The sequence below is a fragment of the Serratia bockelmannii genome (genome assembly GCF_008011855.1).
Lineage (GTDB): Bacteria > Pseudomonadota > Gammaproteobacteria > Enterobacterales > Enterobacteriaceae > Serratia > Serratia bockelmannii.
The window spans coordinates 195,054-209,902 of record NZ_VOUX01000003.1 but is presented as its reverse complement, the minus strand read 5'-3'; the positions used below and the strand labels follow the sequence as shown (position 1 = coordinate 209,902).

Genomic DNA, 14,849 nt, shown 5'->3' with positions numbered 1-14,849 from the left:
GGATTGATAACGATGAAACGGACAAAAAACATCAACCAAGAGACGTTCCGCAAATCCTGGCGCAGCTACCGTGTCGCGCCCGTGGCCTTGGCGATCAGCGCCGTCTTTATGCTGGCCGGCTGCGAGAAGAGCGATGAAACGGTCTCCCTGTATCAGAATGCCGATGACTGTTCGCGCGCCAATCCTTCGATGAGCGAGCAGTGCACCACCTCCTACAACAACGCCCTGCAAGAAGCGGCGAAAACCGCGCCGAAATACGCCACCCGCGAAGACTGCGTCGCCGAGTTCGGCGAAGCGCAGTGCACCCAGGCGCCGGCACAGGCCGGCATGGCGGCGGAATCGCAAAGCAGCGGCAGCTTCTGGATGCCGCTGATGGCGGGCTACATGATGGGCCGCCTGATGGGCGGTTCCGGCTTCGCGCAGCAGCCACTGTTCACTTCCAAGAACGCCGCCAGCCCGGCGAACGGCAAGTTTGTCGACGCCAGCGGCAAGAGCTACGGCCCGGCCACCGCCGGCGGCCGCACCATGACGGTGCCGAAAACCGCCATGGCGCCAAAGCCTGCGGTCACCAACACCGTGACTCGCGGTGGTTTCGGCGAGACCGTGGCCAAGCAGACCAGCATGCAGCGCAGCAGCGCCACTTCCAACTCCGGCTCTCGCAGCATGGGCGGTTGATGCATGAAACGTATTGCTATTACCGAGCGCCCGGACTGGCGTGAAAAAGCGACCGAGTTCGGTTTCCGTTTCCACACCATGTACGGCGAGCCGTACTGGTGTGAAGACGCCTATTACCAGTTCACGCTGGCGCAGATTGAAGAGATCGAAAACGCCACCGCCGAGCTGCACCAGATGTGCCTGCAGGTGGTGGAAAAGGTGGTCGGCAGCGATGAGCTGATGGCCAAGTTCTGCATTCCGAAACACACCTGGGAGTTCGTGCGCAGTTCCTGGCGCACCAACCAGCCGTCGCTGTATTCGCGTCTCGATCTGGCCTACGACGGCGTCAACCCGCCGAAGCTGCTGGAGAACAACGCCGATACGCCAACCTCGCTGTATGAGGCGGCCTTCTTCCAGTGGCTGTGGCTGGAAGACCAGATCAACGCCGGCAAGCTGGATCCGGAATCGGATCAGTACAACAGCCTGCAGGAGAAGCTGATCGAGCGTTTCGCCGAGCTGAAAGCGCATCACGGCTTCGGCCTGTTGCACCTGGCCTGCTGCCAGGACAGCGAAGAAGATCGCGGCACGGTGCAATATCTGCAGGACTGCGCGCAGGAAGCCGGTCTGCCGACCGAGTTCCTGTTCATGGAAGAGATTGGTCTTGGCGAGAAAGGTCAGTTCACCGATCTGCAGGATCAGGTGATCGGCAACCTGTTCAAGCTCTACCCGTGGGAATTCATGCTGCGCGAGATGTTCTCCACCAAGCTCGAAGACGCCGGCGTGCGTTGGCTGGAGCCGGCCTGGAAGAGCATCATCTCCAACAAGGCGCTGCTGCCGCTGCTGTGGGAAATGTTCCCTAACCACCCTAACCTGTTGCCGGCTTATTTCGCGCAAGACGATCATCCGCCGATGGATCATTACGTCACCAAACCGCTGTTCTCACGCGAAGGCGCCAATATCCAGATCGTCGAAAACGGTCAGGAAGTGGCGCGCGTCGATGGGCCGTACGGTGAAGAAGGCATGATCGTGCAGCAGTTCCATCCGCTGCCAAAGTTCGAAGACAGCTACACGCTGATCGGCAGCTGGCTGGTGAACGATCAACCCTGCGGCATCGGCCTGCGCGAAGATCGCGAACTGATCACGCAGGATCTGTCGCGCTTCTATCCGCACACCATCCTCGGCTGATCGCCCCGCTGAAGACAAAAACGCCAGTCTCTGACTGGCGTTTTTTCTTTACCCCACCTGCACCGACAGCATGCTCAGCGCCCCCATTTCGATACCGTCGATCGGCACGCTGATGGCTTCTTTTCCATCCCAGCCGCCGAGCACGTACAGCAACGGCAGATAGTGTTCCGGCGTCGGATTCGACAACGCCGCGCCCTCATGGCGCATGAAATCCACCAGCGGGTGGTTGTCGCCCCGATAGCGCAGGTTATCCCGGACAAAGTTATTGAACGATTCCGCCCACGGGTAGGCGCTGGTATCGCCCTGCCATTTCACCATGCGCAGGTTGTGTACCACGTTGCCGCTGGCGACGATCATCACACCCTCATCCCGCAGCGCCGCCAGTTTACGACCCAGCTCATAGTGATAGGCTGCCGGCTGCGTGCCGTCGACGCTGAGCTGCACCACCGGGATATCGGCATTGGGATACATCTTGATCAATACGCCCCAAGTACCGTGATCCAACCCCCACTCACCGAGATCGGCCGTCACCGGCACCGGCGCCAGAATGTGCTGCAGCTGCGTGGCCAGCGCGGGAGAGCCCGGCGCCGGATAACGGGTATCAAACAGCGCCTGCGGGAACCCGCCGAAGTCGTGAATGGTTTTGGGCTTTTCCATCGCAGTGACCGCAGTGCCGCGGGTATACCAATGCGCAGAAACCGCCACGATCGCCTTCGGCCGCGGCAATGACTCACCCAACGCACGCCATGCCCGGGTGTAACGGTTGTCTTCCAGCACGTTCATCGGGCTACCGTGGCCAAGAAACAGTGCCGGCATACGAGAGGTGTTCATAGTGGGATCCTCAGTTCAAATTGTGCTATGCCGCTACATTACGCGCTTTGACGCAGCAACACAGCCGGATAACCGTGATGAAGATATTCAATAAATTTGAAATAAAAGCCGGAAAAATAGACTGGCAAACAAAAAGTTAAAAAATGCATATTTTTCAAATAATTAATAATCAACGTGAATACCATGACATTACTGCCACACAGATCTAATTTGTGAACAATTTATGTACTCTTTGTTAACGCAATCTATACACTCCTCCTTCAGTCGACAGGGTGTTGGCAGCCCGTCGGCGCTACGGGAATCACGTCTCACCAAGGAGGAATTCATGTTCAGACTCACACTGGCAACCCGCCTGGCGCTTTCCATGACCTTGTTCGCCACGGGGGCAGTCGCCGCCGACGCGGTGGACAACGCGCCGCTGACGCAGCGCGAAGACCCTTACTTCCTTCAGGCGCAAGCTCAGCTGCAACAGCGGCTGAAGCAGACACCAAACACCAACCGCGCCAAAAACGTCATTCTGGTGGTCGGTGACGGCATGGGATTTTCCACCGTGACCGCCGCCCGCATTTTTGAAGGGCAGCAGCGCGGCGTGGATGGCGAGTCCAACGTGCTGGCCTGGGAAGCCTTCCCCTATTTGGCGGCGGCCAAAACCTATTCCGCCGACGCCCAAATCACCGATTCCGCACCCAGCGCGGTGGCAATGACCACCGGCGTCAAAACCATCAACGATCTGATGGGCCTCAACCATACGGCCGCCCTCAACAATTGCGAGGATCAGCAAACCAAGGCCGTCACCACGCTGTGGGAGATGGCCGCAACGCTCGGCATGGCCACCGGCGCCGTGACAACCGCGACCATTACCCACGCCACGCCGGGCGCCACCTATGCCCATATCGCCAACCGCGACTGGGAGTCTGACGCCAAAATGCCGGCGGACGCCCTGGCCGCAGGCTGCCGCGACATCGCGCGCCAGCTGGTGGAAATGAAATACGGCAACGGCCTGAACGTGGCGATGGGCGGTGGGCGCGCCAACTTCCTGCCCGACAGCGTGAGCGATCCGGAATATCCCAGCAAAACAGGCGCCAGAAAGGATGGCCGCGACCTGACGCAGGCCTGGCTGCAGCGCTACGGCGAGCGTGGGCAATACGTATGGAATCAGGCACAGTTCGATAAAATCGAGCCGGGTAAGGTCGACCACCTGTTGGCCCTGTTCGAGCCATCACACATGAACTTCGAGCACGATCGACGGCAAGACGCGGCGGGAGAACCTTCACTGGCAGAGATGACCGGCAAGGCCATCGATATTCTGGCCAGGAATCCCGAAGGCTATCTGTTGCTGGTAGAAGGCGGGCGCGTCGATCACGGCAGCCATAACGGCAACGCCTACCGCACGCTGAGCGACGCGGTCGCCCTGAACGAGGCGGTGAAAACCATCGTCGGCAAGGTCAACCTGGACGAAACGCTGGTGATCGTGACCGGCGATCACAGCCACACGCTGACCATCGCCGGCTATGCCAAGCGCGGCAATCCTATCCTCGGCATTTCCGTCGGCGTCGACGGTAAACCTCGGCTGGGCAGCGACGGCAAGCCCTACACCACCCTCGGTTTCGCCAACGGTCCCGGCGGCACAATCCCGCTGGCCGAGCGCCCGGCATTGACCATGGAGCAAACCACCGCGCCCGACTTTATTCAGCCGGCGCTGGTGCCGCTGAAAAGCGAGACGCACGGCGGGGAAGATCTCGGCATCTACGCCATCGGCCCCTGGGCGCATCTGTTCCAGGGTACGGTTGAGGAGAACTACACCTTCCACGTGATGAATTACGCCAGCCGCATCGGCGAACGCCTGTCAGAGCGGTAGCCACAAAAAAAGCCGCGTAACGCGGCTTTTTTATCGTTGAAAGCGGCCGGCTATCAGCTGGCTTTTTTCTCGTGCGCCTGGCGGTAGGCCACCAGATCTTCGATGGTCAGCACTACCATGTCGTGCTGTTTGGCGAAGGTAATCACTTCCGGCGCATGCGCCATGCTGCCATCGTCGTTGGTCAGTTCACACAGCACGCCGGCAGGTTTGAAACCGGCCATGGAGACCAGATCGATGGTCGCTTCGGTGTGGCCGCGACGGCTCAGCACGCCGCCCGGCTGCGCACGCAGCGGGAACACGTGGCCCGGACGGTTCAGGTCGCTCGGCTTGGCGCTGTCTGCCACCGCCGCGCGGATGGTGGTCAGGCGATCGGAAGCGGAAACCCCAGTGGTCACGCCCTGCGCCGCTTCGATGGTCACGGTGAAGGCGGTCTGGAACTGGCTGGAGTTGTTGGTCACCATCATCGGCAGCTCAAGCTGCTGACGGCGTTCTTCGGTGATGCACAGGCACACGATACCGCTGCCGTGGCGGATGGTCAGCGCCATCTGCTCAACGGTCATGGTTTCCGCGGCGAAGATCATGTCACCTTCGTTTTCACGATTTTCATCATCGAGCACCATTACGCCGCGCCCGTTGCGCAGTGCGTCAATCGCGCGTTCAACGCGTTCTGTCGGCGTGCCGAAGTCTGAAAGTAGCGTCTGATTCATGGTAAAAAACCTCATTAAAAATTATGGATTACCAGAACCAGGGCGATCTTGAGGAGTAGCTAGCAATAGCTAAAAAAATAACGCAAGCGGGCGCATGCCCGGCAGATACCGTTACTCTCTCCCATCCGGACTATAACCGTCGGCCCCGGAATTACACCGGATCTGCTGACCTCTAACCGGCCTTTACAGGCTGGCTGAGCGCTCGCGGGCTTTCACCGTAGAAGGTGATTTACCGCCGGTGGGGACTTTCACCCCGCCCTGAGAATAAGCAAGATGACTATAACGCTAATGGGTAGGCAGGGCAATTGGCAAAAGCACAATTCGGCCACGTACGGCGAATGCGCTTAATGGTTTATCCGACGGGCAACTCGCATTACACTAAGCGGCAGCTATTAAACTCTGAAAGGGATACGCCATGATTGACCCGAAAAAAATCGAACAAATCGCACGCCAGGTTCATGAGTCCATGCCTAAAGGCGTTCGTGAATTCGGGGAAGACGTTGAGAAAAAAATCCGTCAGGTCCTGCAATCGCAGTTGACCCGCCTGGATTTGGTTAACCGCGAAGAGTTCGACGTGCAGACTCAGGTGCTGTTGCGCACCCGCGAGAAGCTGGCGCTGTTGGAACAGCGCATGGCCGAGCTGGAAAGCAAACTGAGCGCGGCGCCGGCAGCCAAGCAGGAAGACGAATAATTCCCGCGAAGGGCGCGCACCTGTATGAACCGCGCGCCCTTGTTCTTTAGATTACCCGGCGTTAGCCGCGCCCGTCTTTAATCGCTTTGATGATGTTGGTGGTCGACAGGCCGTCTTCAAAGTTCAACACTTTGACATCGCCGCCGTTGGCCCACACTTCCGCACTGCCGGCAATCTCTTCCGGTTTGTAATCGCCGCCTTTCACCAGCAGATCCGGCAGAATGTCGGCGATCAAGCGCTGCGGCGTGTCCTCTTCGAACGGCACCACCCAATCCACCGCTTCCAGCGCACCCAGCACGATCATGCGGTTCTCCAGCGCGTTGACCGGGCGTGTTTCCCCTTTCAGGCGCTTGGTCGACGCATCGCTGTTCACCGCCACGATCAGGCGATCGCCCAGCTTGCGGGCGTTGGCCAGATAAGAGACGTGGCCGGCATGCAAAATGTCGAAGATGCCGTTGGTCATCACCACTTTTTCGCCGCGCTGACGCGCCTGCGCGACGGCATGCTTCAACTGCGCTTCGGTCATCACGCCAAAACCGGTCTCGGCGCGGCCGCGCACCGCGTTTTCCAGCTCGATCGGCGACACGGTGGAGGTACCGAGCTTGCCCACCACCACGCCGGCGGCAGCGTTGGCCAGGAAACAGGACTCTTCCAGCGAGTTACCGGCGGCCAGCGAGGCGGCCAGCACGCCGATCACGGTGTCGCCGGCGCCGGTCACATCAAACACTTCCTGCGCCTGGGTCGGCAAGTGCAGCGGTTCAACGCCCGGCTGCAACAGCGTCATGCCGTGTTCTGAACGGGTAACAAGCAGCGCCGACAGCTCGAAATCCGCCACCAGCTTCATGCCGCGTTCCACCAATTCCGCTTCATCCTTGCAGTGGCCCACCACCGCTTCGAACTCGGACAGGTTCGGCGTCAGCAGCGTCGCGCCGCGATAGCGCTCGAAATCGGACCCTTTCGGATCGATCAGCACCGGCACCTTGGCGGCACGCGCCAGTTGGATCATGCCCTGCACCTGGCTGAGCGCGCCCTTGGCGTAATCGGACAGCACCAGCGCGCCGATCTGCGGCAGCGCCTGCTGAATACGCTCCAGCATCGGCTGTGGATCAACGTTGGAGAAGCCTTCTTCGAAGTCGAGACGGATCAGTTGCTGGTTGCGGGACAGCACGCGCAGCTTGGTGATGGTCGGATGGGTCGGCACCGAGACGAAGTCGCAGCGCACGTTGACTTCATTCAGCTTGGCGCTCAGCGCCCGCGCCGCATCGTCGATGCCGGTCAGGCCCACCAGACGGGAAGTGGCGCCCAGCGAAGCGATGTTCATCGCCACGTTAGCCGCGCCGCCGGGACGCTCTTCGATGGTATCGACCTTGACCACCGGCACCGGGGCTTCCGGTGAAATGCGGCTGGTCGGCCCATACCAATAGCGATCCAACATGACGTCACCGACCACCAGCACACCGGCGCGGCGAAAATCAGGCAGCGTAACTTTCATCCGATAACTCCAAAAAAGAACAAAATTTTAGTGGCGCAGATATTACCACAGACCGCCGGAATACCCGCAAAAAGGTATTAATCCAGCCATTTGGCCCAGCTGGCGCGTACCTGTTCGCGCTCGGCGGCAAACAGCCCGCTGCCGACCTTGCCGGAATGTTCCTGCAGCGCCAGGTGGTGGATCTCGTCGCGCATGGTGACATAGGCCTGGGTCAGCGCGCGCGCCTCCTCTTCCGGCATGATGTCGTAATTGGCCATCAGCTCGAAGATGCGCACGTTGTCCGACCAACGCGTCAGCCGCGGTTCACCCGGCGCATAGCGTAAGACCAGATATTGGGCGATAAATTCGATGTCGGTAATGCCGCCCTCATCGGTTTTGATATCAAACAGATCGCGCTGCTTGCTGCCGAGATGGTTGCGCATCTTTTCGCGCATCTCGCGCACTTCGCGCTTCAGGGTCTGCGCATCGCGCATTTTGCACAGGATCTCGCGCCGGATTGCGTCAAACTGCTGATGCAGCGCCGGATCGCCATGCACGATGCGCGCACGCACCAGGGCCTGATGCTCCCAGGTCCAGGCTTCGTTTTGCTGGTAGTCGGCGAACGCCTCGACGGTGCTGACCAGCATCCCCGCCGCACCGGAAGGCCGCAGACGCGCGTCAACCTCATACAGAATGCCGGAGGAGGTGCGGGTGCTGAACAGATGCATCACCCGCTGCGCCAGCCGCAGGTAGAACTGACGGCCGTCGATGCAGCGATCGCCGTCGGTCATCACCTCCGGCGGGCAATCCAACAAGAACACCAGATCGAGGTCGGAACTGTACCCCAGCTCCCAGCCGCCCAGCTTGCCGTAGCCGATCACCGCAAAGCCGCGCCCTTCGCGTTCCTGCAGATGGGTCGGCTGGCCGTAGCGCGCCACCATGTCGCTCCAGGCCTGTTGCACCACCGCGTCGATGATCGCCTCCGCCAAATAAGTCAGATGGTCGCTCACTTTCATCACCGGCAGCGCGCCGGCGATATCCGCAGCGGCGATGCGCAGCTGCTGTGCCTGTTTGAACTGACGCAGCGCCTCCAGCTTTTGCTCTTCGTCGTCTTCCGGCACCCGCAGCAGATACTGGCGCAGTTCGCTGCGGTAGGCGTCCAGCGCCACCGGCTGATACAGCGTGGCCGGATCCAGCAGCTCGTCCAGCAGCAGCGGGTAACGAGACAGCTGGTTGGCGACCATCGGCGACGCGGCGCACAGGCGGATCAGATGGCTGAGCGCCGCGTGGTACTCCACCAACAATTCGAGGTAGGTGGTACGGGTGACGATGCTGAGCAGCAGCTGTGCCAGCCGCACCAGCGCGGTCGGCGCGTCCTGCCGCGGGCATACCTCCGCCAGCAGGCGCGGCATCAGCTGATCGAGCACGTCGCGGCCGCGCGGGCCGATGGTGCGCTTGTCGACGTCGTGACGAAAATCGGCGATGGTGCGCAGCATCTGTCGGCGCCCCTCTTCATCGAGGTGCGGCGTCAGCGGCGCCAGCTCGTTCTCCTCCAGCGCGTCCTGCCACAGGCTGTGGTAGTGCTGGTAATCGGGATCTTCGCCGACATCCGGGCTATCGTCGCCGATCAGGTCGTCGAACACCGCGCGCACCGCCTGCATGTGCGCGTCCAGCGCCGCCATCAGCGCCGGCCAATCCGCCAATCCCATGCCGTAGGCCAACCGCGCCTGATCGAGTGCCTCCTGCGGCAGCGTCTGGGTTTGCTGATCGCCGATCGCCTGCAGCAAGTTCTCCAACCGCCGCAGGAACAGGTAGGCGGCGCTCAGCGCCCGCACCTGCTCGGCCTCCAGCAGCCCCAGCTCACCCACCGCCTGCAGCGTCGGCAGCAGCGAACGCCCCTGCAGCGCCGGCTCGCGGCCGCCGCGGATCAGCTGGAATACCTGGGTGATGAATTCGATTTCGCGAATGCCGCCGGCGCCCAGCTTGATGTTGTCCTTCAGGCCGCGACGCCGTACTTCACGGGCGATCATGCCCTTCATGTTGCGCAGCGACTGGATGACGCTGAAATCGATGTAGCGGCGGAACACGAACGGCCGCAGGGTTTTGCGCAGCTCCTGGCTGTAGGCGTCTTCCGCCCCGCCCATCAGGCGCGCCTTCACCATCGCATAGCGCTCCCAGTCGCGCCCCTGCTCTTGATAATAATCTTCCAGCGCCGCGAAGCTCATCACCAACGGGCCGCTGTCGCCGAACGGCCGCAGCCGCATGTCGACGCGATAGACGAAGCCGTCGATGGTCTGTTGATCCAGCGCCTTGATCAGCCGCTGGCCGAGACGGGTGAAGAACTGGGCATTGTCCAGCTCGCGCCGCCCGCCCTGGGTTTGACCATTTTCCGGGTAAGCGAAGATCAGATCGATGTCCGACGAGAAGTTCAGTTCGCCGCCGCCCAGCTTGCCCATGCCGAGGATCAGCAGCGGCTGCGGTTCGCCGGCGGCATTGCACGGCGTGCCCCACTCGCGGCAGCAGGTTTGGTACAGCCAGTCGCGGGCGCTGACGATCAGCGTCTCCGCCAGCCCGCTCAGCTGCAGCAGCGTTTCTTCGGTCGAACACAGCCCCTGCGCCTGCGCCCAGGCGATACGCACCAGCGTCTCGCGGCGAAACAGGCGCAGCGTGCGCATCAGCTGCGCTTCGTCACGCACCTCTTCCAGCTCGTCCTGCAGCCAGGCGGCATAGTGTTGCCACTCGCCGGGCGCCGGCGGCTGCTCGCGCAGCGTCGCGAGCCAGGCCGGCTGGGCGAGCAGCGCGTCGCTGACGAAGTCGCTCGACGCCAGCACCCACTGCTCCTGCTCGCTAAAGGCGCTGTCCGCGCCGTGAACTTCCTGAAAACGCTGCACAACCTGCTGTGCCTGAGCCTGTAACGCGGCTGAAAGTGGCGACATAGTGTATGACCCGTTCTGCGGCCCACGGCTGGCGGGCCGACTGGATTAACGAAGCGCGCCGTTTAACCAGAATGGCGCATGCGATAAGGCCTGTTTGCGGCTGGCTTCATACCAGCCCTGGCGGCGCTCGCTCAGCGCCGCCTGCAACTCGCGCCAGGCGTCGATATAAGGCCCGGTCTGCTCGTCGGGGTAAGCGCCCGACAGCAGGATCAGCGTCGAAATCTGACGCGTCAGGCGCGGCAATTGTTCCTGATATTCATCTTCGTTCAGCGTACGGCTGAAGGCTTCTTTCAGCTCCGCGCCGCTGCGCCCCAGCATGATGTCGCTAAAGCGTTTGAAAGAACCGTCCAGCTTGGTCTGCCCTTTGGCATCGATAAACGGCCTCCAGGCGCCGCTCACCAGCCATGATGTGAGCGCCAACTTACACTGCAGGTAAGCTGTGCTGTAGCACAGGGTCTCTGGTTGCGCGGCTTTATCCGCCAACAATGGTTCGAGTTCGGTCAAACGGGCGCGCAGATCGGCGCTGGCCTTGCGCGGCACCAGGCCGCCGAAGATCACCAGCGCCTGGCGGATCGTGCCGACCGCTTCGATGACCGCCCCGCGCGCCTGCGCGTCGCCGCGCAGCCACAGCTCTTCATGGTACTGCCAGTGGTTCAGCGCCAGTTCGAAGGCGGCGATCATCCCCTGCTCCACGGTCGCCTTCGCCGCCGGCTTCAGCACCTGCAGCGAGCGCACCTCGCGCGGCGGATTGCCCTGCGCCAGGTGGTAACCACGCGCCGCCTTGCTCAGGCTGCCCTGACGCAGCCCATCGTGCGCCGCCAGCTCACCGGCCAATGCCAGCAGATCGGCGGTGTTGCCTTTCAGCAACTCCAGTTCTATCTCGCTCAGGGCTTCGCTGAGATCACCGGCGCGCACCTCACCCTGATCCAGGCCAATCTCTATCTCACTTTGGCCGTAAGTAACCACCCACTTCTCACGCACAAAATCGGTACGGAACAGCGGTTGCAACTCCTGCTGCAGCGCCGCGATATCGCAATCCTGCGGCCAGATGTCGGCAGGAAACTGCGCCAGCGCCAGCTGCGGTTCGGCGATGGCGACATTGTATTCCGGGCGCTGGTGCAGGCCGGCCACCACTTTACCTGCGGTTTTGATGGTCATCTCATAGCGATCGTCGAAACCGCGAATGCGCAGCCCCATGTCGTGACGGCGCAGGAAATTGTCGGCCGTTTCGAAGTAAATGTTGGTCAGTTTTTGCGGCGCGGAATGCTGATGCGGCCAGGCGGCGAGCCAGTGTGGCAGTGCGGCCACCGCTTGCGGCGCGGCGATGAATTTCAGTTCAATTTCAACGGTCATAATTCTTTAACACCAATAAGTTACGCATTCACGTCGGTTTCAGCTCGGCGCGCTCGGCCCGCCGTATGCTGCCCACTGACGCACAGTTGCCGTTATCTTACCGCGATTCCCGGCGCCTTAACCCTGCTAACTGTAGAAAAAACCTGTTACGTTATAAAACGCTGCGCAACTCACAGAATCAGCCACAGTAAGATAGTTCTCATTCCGGTTTTGGCGTTGCGTCGTCAGACTGAACCCTCTACTATCGTTCCATAAATTCACCCAGAAACGATGAACTAATGCAGAAATTACGCCTGATTTTCCTTGCCGCGCTGAGCTTCAGCATCACTTGGGCCGCACATGCCGAAGATAAACGCTATATCTCCGATGAGTTAAGCACTTATGTCCATAGCGGCCCAGGTAATCAGTACCGTATTGTCGGCACTCTGAACGCCGGTGAAGAAGTGACCCTGCTGAGCGTCAACGACAGCACCAATTACGGCCAGATCCGCGATCCCAAAGGCCGCACCACCTGGATCCCGCTCGATCAGCTCAGCCAGACGCCAAGCCTGCGCACCCGCGTGCCCGAGCTGGAACAGCAGGTGAAAACCCTGACCGACAAACTGGCCAACATCGATAACACCTGGAACCAGCGCACCTCGGAAATGCAGGAAAAAGTCGCGGGCAGCGACAGCACCATCAGCAGCCTGCAGAAGGAAAACCAGGATCTGAAAAACCAGCTGGTGGTGGCGCAGAAGAAGGTCAACGCCGTTAACCTGCAGCTCGACGATAAACAGCGCACCATTATTCTGCAGTGGTTCATGTACGGCGGCGGCGTTGCCGGCGTCGGTTTGCTGTTGGGTCTGCTGTTGCCGCACCTGATCCCGCGCCGCAAGAACAACAATCGCTGGATGAACTGATCTCAGTATCGTTCAGTTTGAGTATGGGCGCCTGCGGGCGCCCTTTTCATTGGCGCCGACATCCCGCGGCCAATTCATGTAATCTGATAGACAGAGCCTTACACGATATTCAGGAGTCAACAGTGCAGATTTATCTGGTCGGCGGCGCCGTTCGCGACAGCCTGCTCAATATTCCGGTGGTCGATCATGATTGGGTGGTAGTGGGCGCCACGCCGGCAGAGCTGCTGGCATTGGGTTACCAACAGGTCGGCAAAGATTTCCCGGTGTTCCTCAACCCCGATTCTCATGAGGAATACGCGCTGGCGCGCACCGAGCGCAAATCCGGCCAAGGGTACACCGGTTTTACCTGCTATGCCGCGCCGGACGTCACGCTGGAGGAAGATCTGCTGCGGCGCGATCTGACCATCAACGCCATCGCCCGTTCCGCCGAAGGGGAGCTGATTGACCCTTACGGCGGCGTGGCCGATCTGCAGGCGCGCGTGCTGCGCCACGTTTCCGACGCGTTCGGCGAAGATCCGCTGCGAGTACTGCGCGTGGCGCGTTTCAATGCCCGCTTCGCCCACCTGGGTTTTCGCATCGCCGACGAAACGCTCGCCCTGATGCGCCAAATGGCGCACGGCGGTGAACTGGCTGCGCTGACCGCCGAACGCGTCTGGAAGGAAACCGAAAAGGCGCTGCAAAGCCAGAGCCCGCAGGTCTATTTTCAGGTGCTGCGCGATTGCGATGCGCTGGCGGTGCTGTTCCCGGAAATCGACGCGCTGTTCGGCGTGCCGGCCCCCGCCAAGTGGCACCCGGAGATCGACACCGGCGTGCACACGCTGATGGCGCTGGCGATCGCCGCCCGCCTCACGCCGGAGGTGGACGTGCGCTTCGCCACCCTGTGCCATGACCTCGGCAAAGGGTTGACGCCAAAAGAGTTCTGGCCGCATCACCACGGCCACGGCCCGGCGGGCGTACGGCTGGTCGAGGCGCTGTGCCAGCGGCTGCGGGTGCCTAACCCGGTGCGCGATCTGAGCAAGCTGGTGGCCGAGTACCATGATCTGATCCACACCGTGAACAAGCTGCGGCCGGAGACCCTATTGAAGCTGTTCGACGCCATCGACGTCTGGCGCAAGCCCCAGAGGCTGGAGCAGATGATCCTGACCAGCGAAGCGGACGCGCGCGGACGCACCGGCTTTGAGAAAAATCCCTATCCGCAGGGCGACTATCTGCGCCAGGCGTATCAGGTGGCGAGCGCGGTATCGATTAAAGAGGTGGTAGCCAGCGGGCTGCAGGGCACCGCGATCCGCGACGAGCTCAAACGCCGCCGCCAGCAGGCGCTGGCCGAGTGGAAGCTCACCCAAACGATTATCAACGATCAGGCATAAAAAAACCCCGCAGAGCGGGGTTTTTTCTTGGTATCGGGCTTACAGGAACACCATGTAAACCACGGCCGCCACGATAAAGCGGTAGATGGCGAACGGCACGAACGAGATGCGTTTGATCAGCGACAGGAAGGTCTTGATCGCAATCAGCGCCACCACGAAGGCAGTAACGAAGCCGACGGCAAACATCGGCAGATCGCCCCAGGTCAGGAAGTGCAGGCTCTTGTACAGATCCAGGCCGCTGGCACCAATCATCATCGGCACCGCCAAAATGAAGGAGAACTCGGACGCCGCATAGCGGTTCACGCCCACCAGCATACCGCCGGCGATAGTGGAACCCGAACGGGAGAAGCCCGGCCACAGCGCCAGGCACTGGAAGCAGCCGATCATGAACGCCTGGCGGTAGGTGATGTCATCCAGCCCTTCCGCGCTCGGTTTCTTCGGCTTCAGCCATTCCGCCGCCAGCAGCAGCAGACCGCCGACCACCAACGCATACATCACGTTTTTCGGCGCGAACAGCGACTTGATGAAATCATGGAAGGCCAGGCCCAGCGCCACCGCCGGGATCATCGCCAGCAGGATGTGCCCCAGCTTCAGCTGACCGCTGGTTTTACCCTCGTGCTCCACCGGCTTGCCGCCGAAATGGATGCCGATCAGGCCGAACAACCTGCGCCAGAACATCACGACGACGGCCAGGATCGACCCCAGCTGGATGATGACTTCAAAGGTTTTGGCTTTGTCGCCGGTAAAGCCCAGCCACTCGCCAACGATAATCATATGCCCGGTGGAAGACACCGGCAGAAATTCGGTTAACCCCTCGACAACCCCAAGAACAAACGCAATAAACAGTGAATGCATGTCAGCCATGTGCTTCGCTCACCCTATAAAATAACGGCTTTC

General features: G+C 61.0%; 12 protein-coding genes and 1 riboswitch. Of the genes, 6 read left to right on the top strand and 6 right to left on the bottom strand.

From position 1 onward, the window contains the following. Positions 1–12 precede the first annotated feature (12 nt). The gene (locus FOT55_RS05550; protein ID WP_025304315.1) at positions 13–675 is read left to right on the top strand and encodes a DUF1190 family protein; all 663 of its coding nucleotides are present in this window, start codon (positions 13–15) and stop codon (positions 673–675) included. A gap of 3 nt (positions 676–678) precedes the next feature. Continuing rightward, the gene (locus FOT55_RS05545; RefSeq protein ID WP_025304316.1) at positions 679–1,839 is read left to right on the top strand and encodes a glutathionylspermidine synthase family protein; all 1,161 of its coding nucleotides are present in this window, start codon (positions 679–681) and stop codon (positions 1,837–1,839) included. A gap of 48 nt (positions 1,840–1,887) precedes the next feature. On the opposite strand, the gene ygiD is transcribed toward FOT55_RS05545, so the two are convergent. Beyond that, on the bottom strand, positions 1,888–2,670 hold the full coding sequence (gene ygiD, locus FOT55_RS05540; RefSeq protein ID WP_025304317.1) for a 4,5-DOPA-extradiol-dioxygenase: 783 nt from the start codon (positions 2,668–2,670) through the stop codon (positions 1,888–1,890). Between the two features lie 325 nt (positions 2,671–2,995). On the opposite strand from ygiD, the gene FOT55_RS05535 reads away from it, so the two are divergent. Next, entirely contained in the window at positions 2,996–4,528 is a 1,533-nt protein-coding gene (locus tag FOT55_RS05535; RefSeq protein WP_147823207.1) for an alkaline phosphatase, read from the top strand. A 53-nt stretch (positions 4,529–4,581) separates the two neighbouring features. Here the strand turns inward: FOT55_RS05535 and ribB are convergent, their stop codons facing one another. Further along, complete coding sequence (ribB, locus tag FOT55_RS05530; protein ID WP_004937218.1) at positions 4,582–5,235, bottom strand: 3,4-dihydroxy-2-butanone-4-phosphate synthase; 654 nt, start codon at positions 5,233–5,235, stop codon at positions 4,582–4,584. Between the two features lie 109 nt (positions 5,236–5,344). Continuing rightward, positions 5,345–5,505: riboswitch (FMN riboswitch) on the bottom strand. A gap of 145 nt (positions 5,506–5,650) precedes the next feature. Between ribB and ubiK the strand changes: the two genes are divergently transcribed. After that, positions 5,651–5,926 (top strand): ubiquinone biosynthesis accessory factor UbiK, encoded by a 276-nt coding sequence (gene ubiK, locus FOT55_RS05525; RefSeq protein WP_004937216.1) that lies wholly within the window; start codon positions 5,651–5,653, stop codon positions 5,924–5,926. Between the two features lie 61 nt (positions 5,927–5,987). Here the strand turns inward: ubiK and hldE are convergent, their stop codons facing one another. The 3 genes from hldE to FOT55_RS05510 form a co-directional block, all read right to left on the bottom strand. Beyond that, positions 5,988–7,418 carry a bifunctional D-glycero-beta-D-manno-heptose-7-phosphate kinase/D-glycero-beta-D-manno-heptose 1-phosphate adenylyltransferase HldE gene (gene hldE / locus FOT55_RS05520; protein ID WP_019453075.1) on the bottom strand — a complete coding sequence of 477 codons (1,431 nt, stop codon included), beginning with the start codon at positions 7,416–7,418 and terminating at the stop codon, positions 5,988–5,990. Between the two features lie 77 nt (positions 7,419–7,495). After that, positions 7,496–10,333, bottom strand: a complete 2,838-nt coding sequence (glnE, locus tag FOT55_RS05515) for a bifunctional [glutamate--ammonia ligase]-adenylyl-L-tyrosine phosphorylase/[glutamate--ammonia-ligase] adenylyltransferase (RefSeq protein WP_147823206.1) — start codon at positions 10,331–10,333, stop codon at positions 7,496–7,498. Between the two features lie 45 nt (positions 10,334–10,378). Beyond that, the gene (locus FOT55_RS05510; protein WP_147823205.1) at positions 10,379–11,686 is read right to left on the bottom strand and encodes a CYTH domain-containing protein; all 1,308 of its coding nucleotides are present in this window, start codon (positions 11,684–11,686) and stop codon (positions 10,379–10,381) included. Positions 11,687–11,964: 278 nt separating this feature from the next. Here FOT55_RS05510 and FOT55_RS05505 point away from each other — a divergent pair, with 278 nt between their 5' ends. Together FOT55_RS05505 and FOT55_RS05500 are read left to right on the top strand one after the other, a co-directional pair. Then, positions 11,965–12,585 (top strand): TIGR04211 family SH3 domain-containing protein, encoded by a 621-nt coding sequence (locus tag FOT55_RS05505; RefSeq protein ID WP_016930153.1) that lies wholly within the window; start codon positions 11,965–11,967, stop codon positions 12,583–12,585. A gap of 122 nt (positions 12,586–12,707) precedes the next feature. Next, positions 12,708–13,952 (top strand): multifunctional CCA addition/repair protein, encoded by a 1,245-nt coding sequence (locus tag FOT55_RS05500; protein WP_060448047.1) that lies wholly within the window; start codon positions 12,708–12,710, stop codon positions 13,950–13,952. Between the two features lie 39 nt (positions 13,953–13,991). On the opposite strand, the gene bacA is transcribed toward FOT55_RS05500, so the two are convergent. Beyond that, complete coding sequence (gene bacA, locus FOT55_RS05495; RefSeq protein ID WP_147823204.1) at positions 13,992–14,816, bottom strand: undecaprenyl-diphosphate phosphatase; 825 nt, start codon at positions 14,814–14,816, stop codon at positions 13,992–13,994. Positions 14,817–14,849 lie beyond the last annotated feature (33 nt).